Annotated in this window: 25 protein-coding genes and 1 pseudogene; 6 read left to right on the forward strand and 20 right to left on the reverse strand. The window is 56.8% G+C overall.

From position 1 onward, the window contains the following. Positions 1–38: 38 nt before the first annotated feature. Positions 39–731 (reverse strand): GGDEF domain-containing protein, encoded by a 693-nt coding sequence (locus RQI55_RS21130; protein ID WP_311273478.1) that lies wholly within the window; start codon positions 729–731, stop codon positions 39–41. 298 nt (positions 732–1,029) lie between these two features. Between RQI55_RS21130 and RQI55_RS21135 the strand changes: the two genes are divergently transcribed. Next, entirely contained in the window at positions 1,030–1,851 is an 822-nt protein-coding gene (locus tag RQI55_RS21135) for an alpha/beta hydrolase (protein WP_311273477.1), read from the forward strand. Between the two features lie 28 nt (positions 1,852–1,879). Here RQI55_RS21135 and repC (RQI55_RS21140) read toward each other — a convergent pair whose 3' ends face one another. The 11 genes and pseudogenes from repC (RQI55_RS21140) to RQI55_RS21190 form a co-directional block, all read right to left on the reverse strand. Further along, positions 1,880–3,094, reverse strand: a complete 1,215-nt coding sequence (repC, locus tag RQI55_RS21140; protein WP_311273476.1) for a plasmid replication protein RepC — start codon at positions 3,092–3,094, stop codon at positions 1,880–1,882. A gap of 155 nt (positions 3,095–3,249) precedes the next feature. Then, complete coding sequence (gene repB, locus RQI55_RS21145; RefSeq protein WP_174043518.1) at positions 3,250–4,287, reverse strand: plasmid partitioning protein RepB; 1,038 nt, start codon at positions 4,285–4,287, stop codon at positions 3,250–3,252. 45 nt (positions 4,288–4,332) lie between these two features. After that, complete coding sequence (gene repA / locus RQI55_RS21150) at positions 4,333–5,547, reverse strand: plasmid partitioning protein RepA (protein ID WP_174043519.1); 1,215 nt, start codon at positions 5,545–5,547, stop codon at positions 4,333–4,335. A gap of 220 nt (positions 5,548–5,767) precedes the next feature. After that, positions 5,768–6,574, reverse strand: a pseudogene (locus RQI55_RS21155) (ArdC family protein). Positions 6,575–6,853: 279 nt separating this feature from the next. Continuing rightward, positions 6,854–7,918, reverse strand: a complete 1,065-nt coding sequence (locus RQI55_RS21160; RefSeq protein ID WP_311273475.1) for a Fic family protein — start codon at positions 7,916–7,918, stop codon at positions 6,854–6,856. Between the two features lie 69 nt (positions 7,919–7,987). After that, entirely contained in the window at positions 7,988–8,194 is a 207-nt protein-coding gene (locus RQI55_RS21165) for an antitoxin VbhA family protein (protein ID WP_012653082.1), read from the reverse strand. Between the two features lie 120 nt (positions 8,195–8,314). After that, positions 8,315–8,650 carry a DUF736 family protein gene (locus tag RQI55_RS21170; protein WP_045232554.1) on the reverse strand — a complete coding sequence of 112 codons (336 nt, stop codon included), beginning with the start codon at positions 8,648–8,650 and terminating at the stop codon, positions 8,315–8,317. Between the two features lie 401 nt (positions 8,651–9,051). Continuing rightward, entirely contained in the window at positions 9,052–9,558 is a 507-nt protein-coding gene (locus RQI55_RS21175) for a thermonuclease family protein (RefSeq protein ID WP_174025999.1), read from the reverse strand. Further along, a complete protein-coding gene (gene repC, locus RQI55_RS21180) occupies positions 9,555–10,835 on the reverse strand; it encodes a plasmid replication protein RepC (protein ID WP_173994551.1) in 1,281 nt (426 codons plus the stop codon). The genes RQI55_RS21175 and repC (RQI55_RS21180) overlap by 4 nt, the downstream gene beginning before the upstream one ends. 633 nt (positions 10,836–11,468) lie before the next feature. Further along, entirely contained in the window at positions 11,469–11,639 is a 171-nt protein-coding gene (locus RQI55_RS21185) for a hypothetical protein (protein ID WP_173994552.1), read from the reverse strand. A gap of 67 nt (positions 11,640–11,706) precedes the next feature. Then, positions 11,707–13,644: a ParB/RepB/Spo0J family partition protein gene (locus RQI55_RS21190; RefSeq protein ID WP_173994553.1), complete on the reverse strand. Its 1,938-nt coding sequence runs from the start codon at positions 13,642–13,644 to the stop codon at positions 11,707–11,709. Positions 13,645–14,182: 538 nt separating this feature from the next. On the opposite strand from RQI55_RS21190, the gene RQI55_RS21195 reads away from it, so the two are divergent. The 3 genes from RQI55_RS21195 to RQI55_RS21205 all read left to right on the forward strand — a co-directional run bounded on the left by RQI55_RS21195 (position 14,183) and on the right by RQI55_RS21205 (position 15,454). Further along, positions 14,183–14,344 (forward strand): hypothetical protein, encoded by a 162-nt coding sequence (locus RQI55_RS21195; protein WP_173994554.1) that lies wholly within the window; start codon positions 14,183–14,185, stop codon positions 14,342–14,344. A 378-nt stretch (positions 14,345–14,722) separates the two neighbouring features. Continuing rightward, positions 14,723–14,932, forward strand: a complete 210-nt coding sequence (locus RQI55_RS21200; RefSeq protein WP_173994555.1) for a hypothetical protein — start codon at positions 14,723–14,725, stop codon at positions 14,930–14,932. 3 nt (positions 14,933–14,935) lie between these two features. Further along, entirely contained in the window at positions 14,936–15,454 is a 519-nt protein-coding gene (locus RQI55_RS21205) for a hypothetical protein (protein ID WP_173994556.1), read from the forward strand. Positions 15,455–15,851: 397 nt separating this feature from the next. On the opposite strand, the gene RQI55_RS21210 is transcribed toward RQI55_RS21205, so the two are convergent. Then, positions 15,852–16,853, reverse strand: a complete 1,002-nt coding sequence (locus tag RQI55_RS21210) for an alpha/beta fold hydrolase (protein ID WP_173994557.1) — start codon at positions 16,851–16,853, stop codon at positions 15,852–15,854. Beyond that, positions 16,843–18,432: an RcgA family putative transporter gene (locus RQI55_RS21215; RefSeq protein WP_173994558.1), complete on the reverse strand. Its 1,590-nt coding sequence runs from the start codon at positions 18,430–18,432 to the stop codon at positions 16,843–16,845. Before RQI55_RS21215 ends, RQI55_RS21210 begins: the two co-directional genes overlap by 11 nt. Before the next feature lie 276 nt (positions 18,433–18,708). Between RQI55_RS21215 and RQI55_RS21220 the strand changes: the two genes are divergently transcribed. Beyond that, positions 18,709–18,876 carry a hypothetical protein gene (locus tag RQI55_RS21220; protein WP_234689431.1) on the forward strand — a complete coding sequence of 56 codons (168 nt, stop codon included), beginning with the start codon at positions 18,709–18,711 and terminating at the stop codon, positions 18,874–18,876. Between the two features lie 24 nt (positions 18,877–18,900). Here the strand turns inward: RQI55_RS21220 and RQI55_RS21225 are convergent, their stop codons facing one another. Genes RQI55_RS21225 through RQI55_RS21235 form a run of 3 tightly spaced genes read right to left on the reverse strand, consistent with a single transcriptional unit; the run spans position 18,901 to position 19,901 of the window. Continuing rightward, a complete protein-coding gene (locus tag RQI55_RS21225) occupies positions 18,901–19,200 on the reverse strand; it encodes a hypothetical protein (RefSeq protein WP_173994560.1) in 300 nt (99 codons plus the stop codon). A 27-nt stretch (positions 19,201–19,227) separates the two neighbouring features. Beyond that, positions 19,228–19,662: a type II toxin-antitoxin system VapC family toxin gene (locus RQI55_RS21230; RefSeq protein ID WP_173994561.1), complete on the reverse strand. Its 435-nt coding sequence runs from the start codon at positions 19,660–19,662 to the stop codon at positions 19,228–19,230. Continuing rightward, positions 19,662–19,901 (reverse strand): type II toxin-antitoxin system VapB family antitoxin, encoded by a 240-nt coding sequence (locus tag RQI55_RS21235; protein WP_012653071.1) that lies wholly within the window; start codon positions 19,899–19,901, stop codon positions 19,662–19,664. Before RQI55_RS21235 ends, RQI55_RS21230 begins: the two co-directional genes overlap by 1 nt. Before the next feature lie 43 nt (positions 19,902–19,944). On the opposite strand from RQI55_RS21235, the gene RQI55_RS21240 reads away from it, so the two are divergent. Further along, entirely contained in the window at positions 19,945–20,295 is a 351-nt protein-coding gene (locus tag RQI55_RS21240; RefSeq protein ID WP_311276926.1) for a hypothetical protein, read from the forward strand. Between the two features lie 154 nt (positions 20,296–20,449). Here RQI55_RS21240 and RQI55_RS21245 read toward each other — a convergent pair whose 3' ends face one another. The 3 genes from RQI55_RS21245 to RQI55_RS21255 all read right to left on the reverse strand — a co-directional run bounded on the left by RQI55_RS21245 (position 20,450) and on the right by RQI55_RS21255 (position 22,293). Continuing rightward, complete coding sequence (locus RQI55_RS21245) at positions 20,450–20,755, reverse strand: hypothetical protein (protein WP_174010498.1); 306 nt, start codon at positions 20,753–20,755, stop codon at positions 20,450–20,452. A gap of 72 nt (positions 20,756–20,827) precedes the next feature. After that, positions 20,828–21,838 (reverse strand): hypothetical protein, encoded by a 1,011-nt coding sequence (locus tag RQI55_RS21250; RefSeq protein ID WP_236762245.1) that lies wholly within the window; start codon positions 21,836–21,838, stop codon positions 20,828–20,830. Continuing rightward, positions 21,835–22,293, reverse strand: a complete 459-nt coding sequence (locus tag RQI55_RS21255) for a DUF3846 domain-containing protein (protein WP_311273474.1) — start codon at positions 22,291–22,293, stop codon at positions 21,835–21,837. The genes RQI55_RS21250 and RQI55_RS21255 overlap by 4 nt, the downstream gene beginning before the upstream one ends. Positions 22,294–22,427 lie beyond the last annotated feature (134 nt).

Here is a 22,427-nt window from a genome sequence, read left to right on the forward strand (position 1 = left end):
GTCACGAAGGAAGTCCAGACTTCGCCTCGATCCGAGGTTTACGCAATGACCCTGTTTCGGCCAAGGGTTTTCGCTTGATAGAGGTTTTCATCCGCTGCCTTCAGGCAGTCCGATGGATCAAAGCCTTGTCGACAATAACACGCACCTATGCTCGTGGAGATCTGCACCCGGGTGCCAGAAGGTGTTTTCAAGACGATACGGGCTATTTCCTCCCGAACCTCCTCGCAACGACCGCGCATTTGTTCGAACGCCAGATCGCTCTGAAACAGACCAAATTCCTCACCGCCAAGGCGTCCCGCGAAATTCGTTTCGCTCAGGAAGCTCGCGAGGACCAGTCCAGCGCAGCGAAGAGCCTCATCACCGGTCGCATGACCATACCGGTCATTGATCGACTTGAAGTGGTCCAGGTCCAGGAACAGCAGGGCTCCGGTCCCACCTCGCTGGCTTGTCATAGCCAGATCTTCCATGAATGCGCTTCTTGTCAGTACGCCAGTCAGGCCGTCGCTGCGAGACTGAATACGGAGGGTTTCATAGGCATCGGCCAATCTGTTCAGAGCTTCTTTCGTCGCTGCCTCTGCCCGTCGCACTTTTTCCGACTGGGTGAAATGCAGCGCCGACGCCGGGATCGATATGGCCAGCGGACAAAATATGGTCATGAGCAGGCCCGCGCCCGCAACTTGACCGCCCAACCACGGGACAATGCTGAACGAGATCGCCAGCGAGGCCAACACCGAGAGCAATCCGGTTACAATCGACTTTTCTACAATACGACGCATAAATATCACCGTGAGAAATATGGAATTCTATGAACCTCGTGAATTTAAGGGGGGCTGAAACACTTTCGTAAAAGTCGACTCATGTGCCCAATATCTGGAAAATTGGCCTCTAACGTTCAGGCGGGCGGGATCTCGCCGGATGGTGACTTACGGGTATCACATGAAGCGAGCTTCAGATTGTGGTCACAGAGATCGTTTAGGTCCTTCGGCAACACGGTCAGGACGAGAAACTGAAAGTGAACACGGAGCATTGATGATGAGTGAAAAAACGATCGAGACATCCCATGGACGGATCGCAGTCTTCGACACAGCCGGCAGTGAAATCCCCCTCCTTATGATCCACGCCAATTCCGTCTGCAGGGAAACATTCCATTTCCAGATCGAGGCCCTTGCCGGAAAACGCCGGGTCATCGCCGTCGACCTGCCGGGCCATGGTCAATCTTCCGACGCCATTGATCCGCTGCGCACGTACAATTTCAACGGATACGCCGGTGCCATCTGCGAAGTGATTGAAGCACTCGGCGTCGGTCGTTTCGCCATACTCGGCCACTCTCTCGGCGGCCACGTCGCCCTGGAACTTATGAGGCTCCTGCCGGAAAATACCGCGGGCACGATGATCTTCGGCACACCGCCAATCCCACCTGGCCCCGAAGGTGCAGCGCTCGGATTTCTTCCCAATCCGGAGTTCGCCTACACGGGAAAACAGATCCTGAGTGAGCAAGAAATCGACATGGTCGTTGCGTTGGCGCTCGGATCGGATGCCGTCCACGACACGTTCTGGAAAAGCGCTGTCAGACGAACGGACGGACGCTCGCGCGAGTTGATGATCGATGCAGCCCTTGCCGGAAGGCATTCCGATCAGCGCGCTCTTGTCGAGACCTCTGCCGTTCCGCTGGCCATCGTCAACGGCGCGGACGATCCAGTGATCAATCTCGATTACATCGACAAGCTGACTTACGGGAACCTCTGGAACCGCGGCGCTGTCTGCGTGGAAAATGCCGGACACGGTCTCCACTGGCAAAGGCACAAGGAGTTCAACGTCCTGCTGGATAACTTCCTCACCAGTGTTGCGTGAGACGGAAACAGGGCCGAATATCACCAACTCATCCCGCCTGTCGATCGTTCCCGGTATTGGCGCGCGTCAAGGCCATCAGCATCGGGCCGAGGGAAAACTCACCCTTCTCCGCCCTTTGCGTCAGATCACGGAGGTAACCGCCTGCCGAGTTGATCTGGCCCCCCCGCTCCAGAATGCAGGCCATGACAGCGGCGGCATTCTCGGGTCCCAGGGTTTCGCAGGCGGTTTGATAGGCGCTCGGGCTGACGCCGAGCATCGAGCGAACGACAACAGCGGCTGACATCAGCTCTCGCCAACTTGCGATCTGGCCGCCCGGCCCGTAATCGCTTATCTGCGGGCAAGCCCTCAACACCATACCGAGTGGGAATGCCTTTATCGGCTCCCTCTTCGGTCTACTGATTTCACTCGGCTTCGCGCCCTGCTCGTTTCTTGAGCTAGGTTCAAGTTCATTGATGGATTCCGGTTTTGAATTCTGTATGTGGCGCTCTGTGTGAGCACCATTGGTGCTTATTTCTTCCGAATTATCCATCAAATCCAGCCGGTTGATGACCTCGTCGTAAAGAAGCTGCATCTCGTCGAGGATTTTCGCCAGGTCGGAAGCTGACGGGGTGCGGGGGATCCGTCGGACTATGTCGAGGTAGACTGCTTCTATCGCTTCCCAGTCGCCTTCAGCCCCCTCCTCGATCGCGGCGCTTATAACCTTTCGAACGTCCCGCCGGCACAGGGTAAGGCTCTCCTTGGCCTTGAGGAATTCGCGGCGATCGGTCGCCACCTGTTGAGCGGCCAACGCAAACTCCTCGGATCGAGCCAAAAGCGGCGAAAGATCAAATCCGAATGCGCGCTCGATTTCCCCTGATCCGTCTTTGCGGGCGTATCGTTTGCCATTGGGGCTGTCCTTGCGGACAATCATTCCCATGTCGACCAAGATTGCCAGATGTCGACGAAGGGTAGCTCCCGACATTCCGTTAGCGCGCACCATCAACTGCGCGTTGGAAGGAAACACAACCAACTGCGCGTCCTGGCGCAATTCTTTTTCCGGATAGAACGTCAGCAGTGCATCAAGCACCGCTATCGAATAAGGGGGCAACTTGAAGAGCTCCCGCGCTTCTTTGACGTCGCGAAAGATCATCCATTTGTCAGCACTCTTGCCCTGCTTGATCTCGGAGAAGGCGATTTGCCGTTTCACCAGAGCAAGCGTCATTGGCCGCCGCCCAAAGGGCGTCGTTATATTTCCTGTTTGCATTTCTTCAGCCCTTCACGAAGGCAAAAGAAGTCCGCTCGCCAAAACAGCGCCAAAGACTCTTGACTGGGATTCGGGGAAATGCGATTCTAGATGTGCTTAGTATCGAGAAGGGCTTCCACGACGGTATCGTTTTGGGGGCCTTTTTCTTTTGCGGTTCAGTCTCCACTTTCCGGTTGATCATTCTCGAACGCTGTGAACAGACGATCAAGGTTTTCAGTCAGGTAAGTGCCGAAAGCAGACGCCTTACCAGAATTCTTGAATGGCTTTAGCGCAATCGTCACACCCGAGCCGTTGTTCTTGATGGTTGCTTTTATCAAGTTCTTCGGACTAACCCATTCTTGGTCCGTCGAACCTTTCTTTGAGACTTTCATCTCTTTCGGAATCAAACGTTCGAGCATTTCAAACCGGCTTTCCGGCAAAGCTGCGACGTAATCGTCATGGGAAAGTAGGTTTCGAGCCTTTGCGGCAATCGCAGGGTCCCCCAATGCAGCGCCGATCCCATACCAGCGGTCACGGCCTGGCGCCCTCGCCTGTGTTACCGTTGCCAGGATATCCTCAGGAAATCTTTCGATCGCCGAAAGCATCTTCGACACGGTCGTTTTATCCGCACCGAGAGCGAGCATGATTGTGTCGCGGCCGAAATTACCTAGTTCGAGATTACGGGCGAACAGGGCGCGCTCTATAAAAGACAGGTCCGCTCGCTGCGAATTTTCCTGTCCTTGAGCTATTACATGGTCTCTATCTTCGAGCTTCTTGACGACTGCCCGGACAGAAACTCCCAATTCCTTGGCGGCACGCACGCGACGGTGACCAAATACGGTCTGGAACCGCCCAGCTCTGTCGGGATGTGGTCGCACAAGGATTGGAGAATCCTGTCCGCGAGCCCTAATTGCCTCAACGAGCTCTCTGAAGCCCGTTTCATCCATGCCAACACGGTCGCTGATAAATGAGCTGTCGATTAGATTGACGTCCAAATCGACAATTGTTTCGCCTGCCGCTAGTCTTTCTTCCAAATCTCGGGCAGCGTCCGCCCGTGCCGCGAGCTCATCGATGCTACGCGTCACTGCGCCCAGTGCGCCGAGACCTCTGGTTGTCGGACGTAAGGTAGTGGGAGGGCCGTCAGAGATTGGTAGAGACGGCGGGTTTTTATCCGCATCATCAAGAAGGCCTGACAGCAAATTCTTACGAGCCATGCCGCTCTCCACCAAATGAGTTTACTGCAGTAAACTTCAGCATCCTCATTTCCTTCCCCACGCTTTGTTGATCAACTCGAGGATCTCGCCATTTACCGCATCCATCGCTTCCATCGCTCTGTCATAGGTCGCCCTGGTAAAAGCGCTACGCTCAACCTCGTACAGTGTCTGGTTTGTCATAGCGGCATCTGAAATCGCTACGCTGCGGACCATTGGATTCAAGAGCACGTGATTTTTGAACATTGAACGCATGAATGCCACCATCTGTGCCTGCGGACCGTCCTGAGGATCATGCCGGGTGACGAGGTAGCGAAGCCAGTCCAGGTTCATATTTCCGCCGACATCCTTCAACGTGCTTAGAATATCCCCAAGCATCTGCAGAAACTGGCACATGCTCATGACGTCAAGCATCTGTGGGTGAACGGTGATGAGAACAGCGGTCGCCGCACAGATCGCACTCATGGTGAGAAAGCCAAGCTGGGGCGGGCAATCGATAAGAACAATGTCATAGTCGTCTGCGACTGACGTCAATGCTTCATCAAGGCGCGCAAAAAAGATGCGCCCGTAGTCCCTGCCTTGCCCCTGCGCTAGGATACGTGGTGTATCATGCTCGAATTCCATCAGTTCGAGGTTGCCCGGGACAAGATCAAGATTTGGGAAGTTTGTCTTACGGATAATATCTCGAAGGGGACGGCGCTGATCATCATAGCGGATCGCGCCATAAATCGTCTCGTTTTCATGCACGTCAAACTCGGGCTGAAAGCCATGGATCGCCGACAACGACGCCTGTGGATCGAGATCAACGGCCAGGACCCGGTGCCCAGACAAAGCGAGGAACTGCGCTAAGTGTGCTGCAGTCGTCGTTTTACCACTGCCGCCCTTAAAATTCACGACGGCAACTACCTGAAGCCTTTCTCCATTTCGGCGATGCGGGATATAGTGGGTTCCAGGTCGCGCACTTTGCTCAAGAAACTGACGCATCTCCTCCATCTGTTCCGCGGTGTAGGACCTGCGGCCTGATGGTGTAACTTGAGGCGTTGGGCCCCTTCCCTCTAGCGAGAGATTCCTTAGGTAGCCACTAGTAACGCCTACATACCGTGCGGCTTCTGCGAGCTGAAACTCCCGGAGGTCCTTCATGGCCCGCGGAGGATACATCTCGAGCCGGTGCTGCTTTAACTTCTCAGACAGTTCCTTCGCCTGACCAATGATGAGTTGGTCAACTTCAGAAATCGCTGTCTTTTCGATATGTGCGACATTCACCGCGAAAAACCTCAAATGCGTTTAAAAGCCTACAACAGCCGTTAAAGTGCATTTAGACGCGATTCTACGAGTCTGGCAAGCGAAACAAGGTTAACGAGAAGTTAACATACACACTGGACTTGGCCCAAGTTTACCGCAGTAAACTTTCGAAAATGCCGTTGCACGCGCAAAGACGCTGAGGGCAGCTATATAAAAGTTGATCGCAAGCGCAAGGGGGCCTCTATGTTTGAAGGCCATGGAGGTAATCCGCAACAGCCTGAGCCTTGGCAGCGGCTGTGACGATTGCCCGCTTATCCTGCTTAAGGACCTTCAGCCAGCTTTCGAGATAGGTCGCTGTGTTCTCGCGCGGATCGTGCTCAACGCCAAGGTCTGCGCATACGAAGGCCGCCGAAAGTTCGGCAACGAGCTCTTCCACGGCATAGGTTTCAGTGCCGAAACGGCCGGAAAGATCGCGATCAAGACGGTGTTTTGCGCCGGTCCAGTGACCGAGCTCGTGTAGAACCGTGCTGTAGAGATGGACTTCGCTTAGGAAGCGTTCACGCGCCGGCATCTCAATGGCGTCGGGACCTGGACGATAGCAGGCGTGCTTGCCGCCATAGGTGATCTTCGCACCGGTTCGACCAATGAAGTCTTCGACATTCGCGAGGAGCGGTATGGAGCCCTCGGGAATGATTTCGACCGGGCTTGTGAAGCGGTCGGGTAGGCCATCGATCTGCTCGACGTTGAAGACGGTGTAGCCCTTCAGGTACGGGATGCTCTTGTCGTCGGCTTCCTGCTCCTTCGGAGTGAAGGTCCCGTACTTGACGACGAGGGTTCCCTGTTCGCCCTTTCTGACCTGGCCCCCAAGATCCTGAGCCTACCGGTAGGTCATCCAAGTGTTCTCGTCGTAGCCGGCGAGCTGGCTGGAAAGCCACAGCATGATCACGTTGATGCCGCGATAGGCTTCGCCGGTGGCGCGCTGCGGTACCGGCGAGCGGCGAACAGTTCCGCGCCAAGGGCGGATCCAGGGCTTCGTTCCTGCTTCCAGCTACTCGATGATGGCATCCGTGATGCGCTGGTAGGTGTCCTTGCTCTGCATAGCCGTCTCCTTTTCGTTGGTTGACGGCAAAAAACGGAGATAGCCGAGACGAGCCCATGCACCCGGAGGGCCGCAACGGAGAGGAGGACCGCGAAGCGGTTGAATGGGGGAGGGGCTATCGTAGCTTGTCCGTCAATCACCCAACGAAACGGGAGACGGCAAACACAAGGGAGCAGGGGCCGCTAACGGCGCTGCGGTTGCCGGTACTGCAACGGGTAGGAAGCCGGGCTAACGATCCCGGTCGTCCCGGTCGTTCTGCTGCTGACGGGCTGCCAGATGCTGCGCTTCGAGGGCCTTGAGCTCTGCGTTTTGATTTGACGGCTGCGGTGCTTGTTCAGCCTTTTGCTCGACGCTCTGAGGCTGCGCTTGGGCCTCCTGCGCCGGCCGCCCCAAGGTTCTGAAGTCAGAGCGGGCGGTGAACTTCACCTCTTCGTCGTCGGCCGGAATCCGCTCCGGAAGGTCGGCGCGATCGACAGCGATAATACCGTTCTTGGTCACTAGGGTTCCAACGCGGTTGTCGTGGCCGAACACTTGGCCCTCTATTTCTTCGCCCGGGCGGGCAGTCCGAACATAATGCTCGAAAGGCTTCTCGCCGACCTGCTCCAGATCCGCGAAGGCACCGCGCAGCGCCTCGCGGCGGTTGGGGTCGATCGCATCCTCGATGACGTGCTTCAGCGCTTGGCTGGCGGGGTCATTTGTCGTGGCAATGGACGCTTCGATCATACGGGTTTTGCTGATCACGCTCATATCGATGTCGTGCCCGTAATGCCGGCCGAGCTCCGTGATGAAGGTTTCCTGGGTCCTTCCGTTACCTTCGCGAAACGGATGGACGTAGTTCAGTTCTGACAGCGTTTTTGCGGCCCGCTCAACGAATTCTTCTCTGCTTGCGGCTCGTAGCGCCTGCGGATCGCTGATGGGCTTCAGCGCATCGTTCAGACCCATGTCGATCCGAGCACCATGCAGGAAAGACGTTCCGCCTTTCGAAAGACCACCAATCCGCTCGACACGAGCTCCGTCAACCACCGGGCTTTCGTTTCGGGTATGACCCGCCCATTCGTACACATCCTGAAATATGTGCCCGTGGATCGCCTTGAGATGAGCGGCATCAAAGTTCCCCTTGGGACCATCACCCTCAAGGATTTCCGAAATTCGGTCCTGCGTTGCACGGTACTCCACTGTGCGAAGCTCCGATTTGGATTCGATACCGAACTTATTACGAAGAACGTTCCGGCGATCCGGATCGTCTGACGTGTTGGGATAAGTGTAGGAACCCTTGGGGTGTTCTTCAGCCATGCGCAAACCAACAAAAAGCCGTCTGCGCTAGCAGACGGCCTTGAGCCTCTTGAGACTTGAATGAAATGATCAGCCCTTGGGCTGCGGCAAGATGCGGGCGCGATACTCTTCGCGGGTGAGATCGCCGGCAACATAAGCAGCGGTCGCCGCTTCGAGCAGAGCGTCGTCGCCCTGATAGCCTTGGCGGATGTTCATGGCGCGAGCCTGATCGGTGCTCTTCTTTCGAGCCGCTACGGCTTCCGGGGAGCGGTCGGGACGGGTGGAATGAATGTTCATCGACAAATCTCCAATTACTGTTCAACCTAACACGAAAAGGGCCGAAAATCCAGCTATTTGGCGGATTTTCAGCTATTTCGGGGTGAGAGGCCCGGTCATGAGCCGGGCTTCTCTGCGCAATCAATCGCGTGGTTCCCACTCGATGATTGCCTGAAGGGTCGGATCGTCCTGGCCGGGGAACCGGCCTAGATTGGCGTTGAAGCCCATGCGCTTGATCGAGATCGTGTAGTAGGGCCTGCCCTCGCCGTTCTCTTTTTTCCAGATGCCGCCCACGTCGAGCTTGTGACCTGCGGGAGATGTTGCATAAACGCGGTGCGTCGGGGCTCTCTCGTTGGTGGAAGAAAAAGGCGTTACCGTGATTTCGAGGTCTCGCTCGATGGTGGAGATGAGGCCGGTACCGTCTGCGGTTTCGATGTTGTCGCCGTTGAACTGGATGTAGTTGGTGATGTTTTTCATGGTAGTCACTCCTCTTTGGTGGTTGCGATGAGCGTTCACAAGGCACAGCGGAAAGCGGTGCGCACCGGAGGCCGAAGCGCAGCGGAGGAGGCTGGAAGGCTGCCAAATTTGCTTCGCGAGGAAGCCGAAGGCGGGGAAATTTGGAAGACAGCCAGCTTTGCGCAAACCGCGTCGCTGTGCGAACGGGCATCAAGAGCAACCGCCTTGGAGGGGTGTCTACTGAAAGCGTCTACCAAACATCACCTGTACGACCAACAACAATAACCGCATATTCCTGCGCCAATATTATTCACCTTTCGCAAGCATACAACCGGAAACAAACGGCTTTTTGTCCCGCCAGATAGCCAATTTGGCGCTACCAAAAGCGGTTCTCGACGGTTCCTGATCCAATTGTCATTGGGCTACTGATGAGAACTGGAACGGCGATAATTGCTCGGCGCATCGATCTCGGCCGCCCACTGGCCCAAACGTCTGGCACGGGCGCTGTCTTCGGCCTGATGGTAAGCGTCAAGAGGCATTGAGTTGCCTCGCGGTAGATACTGCAACAGAAGTCGCGCCTGGCCGGCTTTCACCATTTCAAGGCCGATATCGGTTTGCTGGATGAAGCACTGTCCGACTAGGCGACGGTATTGGTCCTCGTCAATGATCGTGCATGTGACATGCTTCCCGTCGATAAGGCGAGAAAGATAGCTGCGAGCCTCCACACCACACGCCCATTCGGCTCCATTCTTCCAGCCCTTTTGCGAGCGCTCGCAGGCGTCAATCGCCGCGATCCTGATCCGCTGCTGTCGAATGCTAAAGGTGTCGCCATCGATCACGCGTGCTTGCCCGGAATACTCTGCCGCGCCGGCAGGTTGTGAAAACAGCAGGGCGAACAAAAGTGCCGAAAAAACGAGGTTTTTTCTCAATTTAAGGCCTCCATAGAGTTGCGGGCGGCAAGCCCGAAGACGGAACGCGAAAGATGAAGGTCACCGGATGCCGCCCGGTCCGTCATGGCACGCAGATACCCTCCGGGCGAGCTGACTTCTTGGCGAGAATGTTTCTCGAACGTAACCGCGACGGCGATCGCGGCGACCTGCTGGCCCATTTGATCGACGGCGCGAAGCCTCGCGTCCTCTGAGATACCCGCCAAACGGCAGATCTGCGGGGCGATGCGGGCAAGGTCGGACCAGCTGCGTGGCGCGGTTGTGAAATAGTCTTTCAACGATGGCGCCGCCCTCCACACATCATCAAGAGCAACAATTCCTTGCTGCGGGCGAGATTGCCTATTGTCTGGGTCGGACCCTCTCGTCAGGCTTTCTTCAAAAGCCCTCTTGCTGGCGTAGCCAGCCTTAACCGAATTGTGTTGTCCGGCGTGAGCCGGACGCCGTTCCTCTTTACTCAAGTCAAAGGGATGGGGGTTTGTAATCTGTTTGTGCATGTCGTTTTCGACATTCGTGCATGTCATATTATCATAATCAGACACACTTTGCGGCCGCCTCGATGCCTTGAGAGAGCGTCCAACAAGCCACTCCAGCAGGCTCGCTGCACGCCTCAAAACAAAAGCGGGCGCTCTGCCGGCGATACCAACAAAGGCAGCGACACGGTCGATGCGAGATGCAAGGCTCGCGAGGGCGGTTTTCGTCAAATCGGCGGCATTCACCAGCGCGTAACGGGCGCTCCTGAGTGCGTCGCGAAAGCGGCGGGCAGCGGCATCGCTGGCGCGCTTCTCCTCTCGCTTCTGCCGCACTAGGGCGTCGAGCTCACGGTAGCGGGCAATCAGCAGACGCAAATCGATGCCACACGCGTCTGAAATTTCGCCTTCGCCGTCCCTGATCGGATAGCGCTTGAAATTCGCGCTGTCCTGCATGGTAACGAGCCCGGCGTCGAACAACCTCGACAGGATCCGGCTGACACGACCAGGTGAGCGGTTAATCTCGAACCCCAGCTGATTGTTGGACTTGAACACAATGGGTCGCCCGCCCTTGTCGAAGGCGTCGCCACGGGCGGTGTTGATGATCACAGTCAGCAGATGGCTTTCGGTACTGGTAATTAGGCCAGTGCATGGAAGGCTCTGTGACAACACCGCCAACTGGCCGCGCGTCACCGTTCCGACTTCCGTTGACTGTGCCAGTCGCCGGAACTCGGCTCTCTCCTTTGTCATTCTGCGGCCAGTTAGCCGCTTGTTCGTGAGGGCTTCCCTCATTTGTCCTGTCTCCTGTTTAAGGGACCAGACAAGGCTTCGCCGTTCACCGAGAAGGCGTTTTTCTTATTGACAGGGGAAGGGTGGTCTGCGAAAACAAATCTGCTTAATTATTTGGTTTTTTTGCAGACCGCTTCCGGGTTTTCTCGGGAGCGGTTTTCTCTTTTCTGGGCCTGCGTGTTCTCCAGACTTGGATTAAAAACGGTGCGAGCCGGAGCAGTAGGTGATTCCGGCTAGTTGCAATACATAGCTTGATTATCCAACTTGGCGCAAGATTTGTGCGCTCGCTCAGTTTCCATTCGCCATAGAGAGGCGTTAATTCCCCCACAACGGCTATAAATCAAGGGTTCATAGTCATATTCACATGCACCTCAACTTGGCCTCTGAGTTACCAAATTGGCGCAGCTTCTCGATTAAGAGCACCTTTCGAAGGCTTTTGACCACGGGTGGGAAGGAGAGTTTGAGAGGAGGGGGCCTGGGCCTCCTCTCAACGGAGGGGCGCGGTTCGCGACGATCCGGGCCCCTAAGAAGCGGGGTTTCATCTCCGTATTGCACTAATTTTACGGACAACAGAACGCCCGCCTCTGGTGTCGGACCAAAGACGGGCGGGGCGGTACAAACCAAGAATCAAACGGCTTAAAAGTGTTCTTCGAAGAACGTGGGCGGAAGATTGAAAGCTTCCAGCGCCGTGTTAACTGCCGTTTGAACGTCACTCCAATCCACGTGCTCGGGATCGGACAGGTACGCTTGAATCAATTGGCAGCAGCATTCCGCTGCTTTGGTGGGGTCGGGGACTTGATCGAACATGGCTTTGCCTCGTGTCGAGAGGGAAGCCGGTCACGCTGGAGGACGTGACCGGCTGACAGCAGCGCGGCTATTTCGCTGCCATCGGGAAGGGTTGCTCATCCTCCGAACGGAGTTCCGTCTGATCCTTCTCGGCCTTCGGATCAGGCGCGATCCGCACCAGCGACGGAAGCCAGTTGGACCCTTTGATTGCGGTTTCGGCAAAGGCCGCCGCCTCGGCCTTCTTCATACTTGCGACACGCGAAGCGAAATCAGCGCCTTTCACTTCTGCCACCGCCGCCTGAATGCCTGCCCGGTTCAGGCTCGAAAAATAGCTTTCTGCTGTCGTCTCGAACCAGTCGGTCATTTCAACCTTTAGGGTGCGCCCGATCTGGTCGGCGTGGGCGCATGCGTCCTTGCGGAAGCTATGTTTCGTCTCGACAGCGTTAAGGGTGTGCGCAGCGGCATAGGCCAGCAGTCCCAGAAGCTCCGACTGCGGCTTATCGAGGAGATGCTCCCATAGGTCTTCCGGCTCGCCGGGGAGATGATAACCGAAGTTCTCGGCAATCCGGTCCCATTCCTCGGTCGCCCGACTTGCATCCGGTCTTTTCATCGAACCTTGCAGACGCTCATGCGTCACGGCGATTTGCAACGCGGTCATTCCTCGCGAACGGCCATAGGTGCCGGGATAAACAAGATCAAGCAGCATGGCGTGAACGACGCTGACCAGAGCAACATCGGGATTGTTGGCAAGTTCGACGCGGAGCGCGGCGGTCTTCTGCGCTGTCAGGTCTTCGACCAGCACAGCAGAGTGGACGATCTTCGGCGGGCCGACTTCCTCACCCTTCTCGGAAACCTCGGACCCGCTATCGTCATCCTCCGTTTCCGCTTGCTCGGTCTGTTCGTCATCACCCGGCTTGCGGATGCCAACGGCAATATCCGCCCTTCCGTAGTAGTCCAACGAAACGATCACCCCGCTTTTCGCCTTGTCCTCGTCGGAAAAGACTTCCTGCATCGAGTCCAGTTCATCCAGTCGTGCGCTAATGGCATCGATGCGCTCGGAATGGCTTTCCTCGCCCTCGTCACGGTCCATGAGCTCTACGAGTTCATCGTGCTCGGCGCACAGGCGCAAACGTTCCGATTGTTCATCAGGGGAAAGCTCGATCTGTTTCGGATAGACGCGAGGAACGCCGAAAATCCAGTCGGGCCGCTGCATGTGGGTTTCGACAAATTTCCAGCCCTGCGACAAAAACGGCTCGGCTACCGCTGCCAACTTCTCGCTGACCAGCTTTTCAACCAATATTACGTCGAGCGCGAACCCGCCTCCCTGCGCATCGAACAGGTCGCGGCGAACTGCGCCACCTGCCTGTTCATAGACATCAAGGCCACCGATGAACGTGATACGCTTGTCTGTTCCGGCAATCTCGTCCGTCATCAGTGCCGACTTGATCCGCGATACATCGCGGCTCCATCGATCAAGAGACTCCCAGACCTGTTCCTGCCGCTCATGATCATCGCAGACCGTGAAGGCGGTCAGCTGCTCAAACGTCATTTCGTCGTCGCGAAACAGGGCCAGCAAGACCGGCGAGACCTTCGCCAAGGCCAAACGGCGGCGAACGATGATTTCAGTGACACCGAACCGCGCAGCGATATCCGCGATGGCCTTGCCCTCGTTGACCATGGCCTGAAACGCCACATACTGGTCAGCAGGGTGCATTTCCTCACGCTGCACGTTCTCGGTCAGGCTAAGCTCTGTCGCCTCGTCGGCGGTCTTTACGATAGCGTTCACGGCATAATCGGCTGCGATCTGGCCGCGCTCGGCAAGGAGCAAGAGAGCAGCCCGCCGACGACCACCCGCCGTAACGAAATAGCGGCCCTTGGAAGCCTTGCGCACGACGATATTCTGAACAACGCCATTGGCGAGAATGGAGGCTGCGAGGCTTTCGACGCCCTCGGCCTTGTAGGTTTTGCGGACGTTTTTCGGGTCCGTATCAAGCTTGCTAAGCGGAATGCTGATAATCTCGGTCATAGGTCAATCTCCAAAGTTTTCCCGGTTCCTTGGGAGCAAGCCCCGCTAGTGGGCGAAGCCTCTGCCTACGTTCCGTAGGATGTGCCCCCACATCCGGCGGAACGAAGGGGGAGGGCGCAGCCCGCTCCCGTCAGGGGGTGGAGCGGGTCATGGGTCCAGAGGAGGGAAACACGGAAGGTTCGCCGGCTCGGCGGTGAAAACCGTTTTTCCAGACGAGGGACAGCGCTTGCGCGCTTGCCCATTGGGGCGATCCGCGACCTGTCGTAAGAGCGGAAATGTGTAAAAATCGCGCGTCCGCTTTTCGGACGCTCATTGCAGAAGTGAACCGGCGGGCCGGTTCCCAGGATCGATCTGCCCGCTGCACTCCGAGTGTTGGGCGCTCCGCTTACCGGGCAGATCTGGTTCGTGGTGATTCAGCCAAATGAGAAAGTGTACGGCGGCCCGCCAGCACGCGCAAAGGTGACTTCTGTCTGTCGAATTTGCAATATCGCGGGAACATGGCCACTATTGCGGGTGAAAATGAGGATAGGAGGTTTACATGAAACCGTTCTTTGCCTGTCTCTTTGGTGGACTTTTTGCCGGTTTATCTGTGTGGGGTGCCCAGAGTCTTGAGGCGTCGCACTTGGTCACGGTGGTCTCAGCGGCCATAGGTGGTGGTGTTGGTACATACATCGGCCAGAAGGTTTTGAGCGTCAGCTAGTTCTATCACCAGTCGCCCTGGCCGTGAGCCAAACGAGCAATGAAGAGTATCGGAGCTTTCAGCATAGCGACGGCCGTTCCTCAGGCCGGGAAAGCGGGAATTCTCGACGCGCTTTTGCCGGAAAAAAGGAAGCCGCAGGAGGCTTAGCTTGCGCCGCGAAGCGGAAGCCGGGACCGACTTCCTCCGGCATAAACGCACCGCATCGCTCTCAATGACCTGAACCTGACGTTTCTCTTTTCATGACCCTATGCCCTCCGACTTGCCTTTGGCTTCGCGTTCGTACCGCGCCGTTGCATGTTTTTATTTGTCTTGCATCGAACCCTCCCCATTTAAACTTACCGAGGAGCAAGGTATAACGTCATCAAAGGAGCCTAAAACATGAGCTTTTTCAAAGGTGGTCGCGACAGTAAGACCGGACAGTTCCAGCCTGTCGGCCCGCGTGGTGCGGCAGGATCTGACACAGGTCGCGATTCTGAGAAATCTCGGTCCCCCATGTTTCAGACCTTCACTCTTCCTGACGGAAAGAAGATCCAGCACATGCGGAAGGATGCTTTCGATCGCGCGATCGATAGCGCCAAGAAGGGATGATAAGTGACTGCAGCATCCTCTTCGTCTGCTGAAGCAGATGGAAAAGTTTACAGCAAGGCATTCGAGAATATGGTCAATGGTCCCGACGACGTCGTCGGGCTGTTAGCCTACGCGCTTTATAAGCAAACGATCGCTGAAGACGCCCTCCAAGGGCAGCACCCTACTTCCGCACAACGTAACCCAGGCGTCGTCGCTGTTGCGTTATACCGTTCATCGGCGGAGCAGAAGCTTAGTGCGTTCGCGTCAAGCGTTTTGGAAGACGCCCGCGAGGGCATCCAGCAAAGTGCTATAATCGACAAGCTGCAAGAAGTAGAAGGCCGAGTGAAAAGCCATGTCTCGTCTAAAACGAGCTTTGGTATGGCTCTGTTCACGAATGTCATCGGTTGGCTACTAACGCTTGCAATTACTGTTTTGGTCATTTTAGTCGCTGCTGCTTCCGGCGTGGGGGATAGCTTTCTGTCGAGATTTGAGAAAGCGATGCAGCCAAAGCAGATCGAACAAACGGCTCAACCCCAGAATTAACGAAATTGGATCAAAAACATTCCGCCAGACCATTAGGTCTCACATAGGATCTGTGGAAGTGCGTCGAGGCGAAGCCCCTACCAACCCCGCTGCCAATGGAAACGGACGCAGCTCGACGAGCGCGACCCGCCGGCTGATTAGGATTGGCAGGGGTTCGACGGCGTGGGGTATATTGGCCGGATCAAGAATGAGTTTGGCGGGCCGGCGAACGGCAAGTGTTACTGGGCTGCTTCATATCCGCGAACTCATATGGGCAAGCCGCCAGCTCACCACTCGGTCGTCATCGTGCGGGAGAAGGGGAGTTTGAGGGGAGGGGCCGAAGGGGCTCCCTCATTGCACTTGCTGGCTGCTCGACGCGGTCAGCGGGTGCGCGCAGCAGGCATGAAGGTGGAACTGATCAGCGCGACAGGAACCTGTTCAAGCTGAGGCCAGCCAGCAGGATGTAAGGCGGAATACCAAGCGAATAATGCCCGCAGTTCAGTTCCATGATGTGAGGCGAAGCGCCGACACTCTTGAGCTTCTGCATAAATCGGGACGATAGATCGGGCAAAACGACCGTGTCTCGTTTCGCGAGGACAATGTGAAGCCTTAAATCGGGCCGCGCCAAGTTTTGCGCGTAGTTCTCCAGATTGAGCGGTCCCCACGCTCTTCTGAGATCGTTCAGCTGGATATGGGGTGCAAGGCTCTCATGAATGGATCGTGTCGCGCGTCCTGTCCAAACCATATCCGCAAGGCTACCGGCTGTCAGAAACAGCGAGGCTTTCGACACGGCGGGCTCGTGCGCCGCGATCAATCCTGCGACCCAAGAGCCCAGGCTCATGCCGAGAACCGAAATCTCGCGATAGCCTTCGCTTTGCAGCCAGCCAATGACTTTCCGGCCATCGCAAACCGCTTGCCTCATGGATTGGAGCGTTCGCCCGAGATTGGCGCTGAGGATGTAGTCGGCATACAGCGAGCCCGGACGGCTGCGCTCGAAATGATAGGGCATCGCGATCTCGATCACGGTAATGCCGCGCTTTGAAAAAAACGTCGCGATCTGGGCATTGCGGGCATCTGCATTCCAGTGGTGGAAAATCACCAATGCCTTTTTGCTGGACGCGCTTTCCGTGATTTTTGCCCAGACGGTATTGTTTTCGTCGACATCGGTCGCGATGTCGGACGGGAACTTGAGCCATCCATCATTTCGGTCAAAGCCGTCAGCGCTCTCGCTCGGTCGCTCGAAGAAACCCGGATCGGAAGCGGCCTTGTCGGCAAGCAGACAAAATTCTTCCAGAGACGCAGTACTCTGCGCGCCGGGAAAGGCGCGATCGGCGTCGATCACGAAAGACGTTGCCTTCTTGGCCTCGTCACCACGCTGCGCGCGCCGCTCGTCCCAACCATCAAGCCAGCTATGAAACACGTTGATCGCTTTCTATCTCGTCTGCGCGCCACCGCCCGAACTCCGGATCGAAGAGGGCGTATGTCGCAAGCAGGGTTGCGATACCAAGGAGGATCGAGAAGCCGTCAAAGGCATCGATCAGCATGTAGGTTGCGATGAGCAACGCGACGACCGCCGACATCCGCCACAGCGGCATGTGGAAGCGTCTAGCAAACCGAACTGACCCGAACAGGAAGCCTACACAGGACGAGATCGCCACCAACAGACTGCTGAAATGCGTTGGCATTCTGTAGTGGAAGCCATTGCGGCCATTTGCGTATCCGTCAAAGACAACGGAGCTATCGTTCACGAGCCACGCCACGATGTCCTTGCCGTTCGAGGCGAGGTAGGCGCTTTGCAGCTTCATGCAGATGGCGACCAGAATACCAACCGTGGTGCACCGGAATATTCCCTCCATCACTCTTAGGGCAATCGCCCCGGCTTCCCGCTCAAACTCATCTGGACGCAACCGTGTGGCACCCTCAATCGTCCAGAGGTCATGGAGGATCGTATGGAGCAAGATCAGCCCGGCGAACAGCAGATAGAAGCAGAGGCACATGTAGAGATATGCAAGGCCGGTGAAAACGACCGATATTGGGACCGAGACCACCTCGGGCCGAATAAGCGCCAACGTCCCCCAACTTATCGCGTAGTCGCCACCGCCCTTTAGCAGCGGTATCAGATCCACTGCGATCCACTGGATGATACCCGCAAAGGGAATGCAGATGACGAAAACGGCCCAATAGGAGTAGGAATAGGCCTTGAGGTGATGTTCCCAATCGCGGTTGCTCCGGATCCTGTCACCATGGCCTGCCAGCACCATCCGGCCATTGTTTTTCCAGTAAACCAGAAGCTCCGTGACCATCACGAAAAACACGGGCAGGAGGACCATGAACAGAAAGGTCCAGTTGGGTGCCCAAAGAAACCCGACCTGCTTAACAATACCATCGGCGCGGGTGTAGATCGCGCTGTGTATGCCCAGGATATAGGCCAAGAACCCGAGAGCCGACGCGCCTGCGAAGACCGAAGCGGGCAGATTCAGGGGCGAGCCGCGCGTGAAGACCGCTTCCGACATTCGGCCGAGACTGAAGCGTGGCTTTTTGGTCTGCGCATCGCCTTGCGCCGCATAGACGATTTCGACGGCCTCGAGCTCGGCTAGAGGAACATCAAGAATGCGACTGAGACGGCTGTCTGCTTTTTTGGAATCCCGCCTCTTGGCGACCAATCGGGATTGAGCCGCGCTGAGCTCCATCTGCCATTCGCTCGTCGCTTGCTTATCAGCGCATCCGAAAACCCTCGCAAGCCAGCGAATGTTGGCGGCGCTTACACCCTTGTCGTTCTCCTGAAACCAGAGTTGTACCGTTCGCAAATCGACGCCGACATGATTGGAATCTATCTGCGAAATCGCTTCGGCCAGAAGCTCCGGCGTCCACGGACCCGATGGAAAGCCGTCGCTGTCCAGGGGGCGTCCAGCCCCCGCAGCGGCTAGGTCCTTGAACAGTTCCTTGAAATCACGCCCATCCTTAGGGGGCGCGATGAAAAACTTTCCGTTCTTCTCCAAAGGCTTACCGGCGCTGATTTCGTTTCGTTTCGTGGAACTTCGTAGTGTATCGTGCCTTCATCCGCAAGCAGTGGTCTACGCTAGGACGCTCATAGATCAGTGAGTTGTTCAGCCATGATAGATTTGTCGTCATCCGATCCACGCTCATCCCGTCATCGCACGCACAAAGCGCTCGTGTGCAAGGAGACCATTGAAACTTGCCTCGAGGAGTTGATTGATCAGCACATTGCCACGCTCCACGCGATGGCAGACGCCGGTCAGTGTGAGGACGCTCTGATGAGGCAAGAAGCGGAAAGCCGACAAGCAATCCTCCATTACAGGCCGCAGGGTGAGAGCGAGGTGAATGAGAAGCTGACCTATATCGCAGCTTACATTCTGAAAACCGGCAATGTTTTGACGCCCAAGGAAATGGATTTGCTCCTCGGAGCTCCACGCCGGATGTGAAAATCCCGCTCGTCGTGGCTGACCTTAATCGATCACGTCCAATACTTCGTGATCGATGACAGCGGCCTCAAAGCCCGAATTGAAAAGAAGCAGCAGATTTTCCCTGTTCATGGGGGCGAGGACAAGCTTCTCGATCTGGACAGGTGTCCACTCAGTTTCGCCCTGACGCACGATGTCTTCTCGTAGCTGTAGCGCGTCCTCCTTCGCAGCTTCATATGTGTCGAACATATCAAAGCCTGCGTCGTCATCTTTCCAGCGTCGTTCGCCTTCGGCCCATCGGCATGGAGAATATGTGTAGAAAATTTGCGATACATCTTCAGACATGACTACCTCACGCGTTGCTATTGACGATCACCAACCGAGATCGGTTTCGGCAAAGTCGTTTCCCTTGTAGGCAATCTTGGTGCGGTAGGCTCTGGCACAGGCATACGTGAAGCAATCGCCCATATTGAGCTTCGCCGGGTGATTGACGATTTTCCCGAACTGCTGCGCGGCGTCCAGCGCCTTCGTGCCCACATCGCCGGAGATCATCGCCTCCTTGGCTTCAAGGTCGGCAAAGAATTGATCGACCATCCTGCGCGCTGTCGCGAGCATCTCAGGGGTCGCAGGCCGGTCGCGGCCGGTCGCTTCGGCCATGCGCCGCGTCAGCGAAAGCGAGGCTTCCATGCGAACCACGGCCGACACGTAAAAGGGGCCGTCATGCTGCTCAAGCCGCTGCATCAGCTCGCTGGCATCGTCTTCGCCGGCAAGGATCGCAACGGCCACGGAAGCGTCAACGAACAGCATCAGTCTTCGCCCCACATTTCATCGGTTTCGCGTTTGTGATCCCCCGGCGCAAAGGGACCAGCGTCCCGCGCCATTGCGAGGGACTTGGCCAGGCGCTCGCGCATGGGCAAGCTGCCCTTGCGGCTGGCGATCTCGCGCCTAAGCGCTGTCTTCACGGCATCAACCTTGGATGTCTTGGTCAAGCGGATCAGCTCTTCGGTGAGCGTATCGACTTCCGGATCTTTGATGTAGAGCGGCATGATACATATCCTTTCGAGGATATTATAATATCCCGAATTGCATATGCTCGCAATCATTTCCCGGTCTTTCGGTGGAAAACGTCGCTGCATGCGTGACCTAACCTTGCGGCGTTTTAGGAAGCGCAACTTTAAGAACGTCTTGAACTACATCGTAATCAAGCACGGATTCCCGCACAAGCGGGCTCGTGCGACCATTCGAAAGGTCCAAGACATGATGTCACTCCCGGCCATCATCGGCATTTCGGCAGGCGCGGCAGGCGTCGTTGCGTTTAGCCGCAAGAAGCAGCCGCAAAGCCTACTCAAAAAAATCGGCGTCTTTTTTCTCGCTTTCATCGGCACGGTCGTCGTCATGCTGACGGTCAATTTTGCCCTCTTCTACGCGGCCCAGAACTGAAAAGACCGGGTGGGAGGGGAGCCCGAGGGGAGGGGCAAGGGCTCCCCTCGCTTGGACCTGGGCCGCTCGATGCGGCACGGGTCCGACCTGCGAAATGGGTATGGGGCCAGTCTGGTAAAACCGGCCCCAAAAAACATCAGCTCCGATTGGTCGGTTAGCGAACGATCCCAAGCCGCTCGCCGATGCTCGGCGGCGTCGGCGTCCCGCCTTCCTTGGTCAGGGCTATGATGACATCATGGGGCAGGCCGTGAACTGTGTAGCCCTCGGCGCGAGCCGCATCGATGATAGATTCAAGGCTCGGATACTCTTCAAGGAAGCCCCCAAGCCACAACGCGCAAGCGTCCGTCGCCTCGTCAGGAAACGCCTGCAAAAAGTACGTGCGCAACGGCGGATCAAAACCGATTACGGCTTTTTCATCGGTCTGAAGCTCCGATTTTACGGTGATAGGGTATCGGCTCAATGTCAGTCCTCCTGATGAAAGGGCCGCGCGATCGGCGCGGCCAATGGTTATCTGAACAGCGGTATTGTCCCATCAAGCGGCGCTAGCGCCGCTGATCTTGCTCAAGACGGTTTTGACGGCATAGCGTCCCGCCTCGTTAAGGTGACGCTGCCACGCGCCTTGCGAGGGCGACCAACGGAAGCCATGAGATTTGAGGATGCGGCGGGCTTCCTCGTCGGGTTTGCCGGGAAAAATCATCTGGATGCGGGCTATTTCGGTGTTTTCCTTCACCTCCACGGCTCCCGCCTCCGTCTCGACTTCCTCCGACCTGTCGCCGCGCTTCTTCATCGCCACGAGGCGCGCTAGGCGCTGCTGCATGCGGCGAAGCTCGGCGCGGGTGTTGGTGGTGCAAAAGCCGCGCCTGCTCTGCCACGGCGCAATGCCCCGTGCCGCCTGCTCTTCCTGCAAGCCGGTCTCCGACACCACGCGAGCCAATATGTCGGCTTCGCTGGCATGGTCCTTTTCCATCCGGTGAATAATGGCGTTGGCGCGTTTCATCCTGTCGATGGACAAGGCCAGGTCCTCGATGCGCGATGCGATCCGCTGAAATGCTTCGGGGTCGCCGGAGCGGATCGGCTCACCGTCCGCTCTGTGCGGGTATGCCTTGCGCCTGATTGCCTTGCGGGCATTTTCCGCATGGGCGGCGATATCGGCACGGCGGGCGTCGGAAACCCGCATGCGCTTTTCGTTGCGAGCAACGGGAAAGCGGGCAGGGCCGGTTATCATCCAGTTGGCGCAACGGCTTTCCGCTGCCCAATATTTGCGGGTGACGTCAATGTGCCGTCGCGTGAAAGCCTCGATTTCGGGACCGGGAATAGGGGTCGCGGCCTCCGTCCAAAGGTCCATGGCATAGTTGGCAAAATCGTTCAGCCGCTGGGCCAGCGCCTCAAGTTCGCGGTCTGCGCGACGTTCGGGCGAGTGGGTGAGCCAGCTGAAATTATGCTCGATGTCCTTCGCCGCGATCTTGGCGGCGAAGGTGTCTGCTACGATTTCCAAAACGCGGTCGGCGGCTTCCCGCTCGAAGAATGCAATGGTGATGCTCATTTCTTCACTCCCACCTTGACGGTGGGCATGGTGCGAGTGGTCCGCGTTTGCAGGCCGGTCAGAAATCCGGCAAGGATAACCCCCTTCATGGTCGTCTCATCGATTGACGCAAAAACCGGATCAAGCACCGGCTTGCAGACGGTGAACCGCTTGGCGGCGTCTTCGATGGTGATTTGGAGAGGCGTGAAGTGTTCGCCGTTTTGTGCACCGACAAGGACAATTTTCCCGGCCAATGGCTGCCGGTATCCATCTGCGATGGTGAAGGATGTTAGTCCGTCCTGTAACCCGTCCTCATCGATGACGAGCACATGGTGGCTATCGAACGGCACCACCTGAACCAGCTCGCATCCAATCAAGGTGTAGGTTTGAGCAAAGGCGCTGCGCGCATCGATCTCGACGGTTTGAATGGTCCCGGCCTCCGGGTCCAACAGGTAAACGGTTGCTGCTTTGGTCATGTCTAGCCCTTCCATTTCCGCGAAGCGGTCTTCTCATGCCCCTCGTGGGCAGGAGCCCCGCTCCTGCTCCCGAGTTCGCGCGGAGCAGCGGGAGAGAGGGTGGCAAGGGAATAAAACGGAGGGGGTTCGCCCGC

Origin of the sequence: Rhizobium sp. WCS2018Hpa-16, assembly GCF_031843705.1 — a bacterium.
GTDB lineage: Bacteria > Pseudomonadota > Alphaproteobacteria > Rhizobiales > Rhizobiaceae > Agrobacterium > Agrobacterium tumefaciens_C.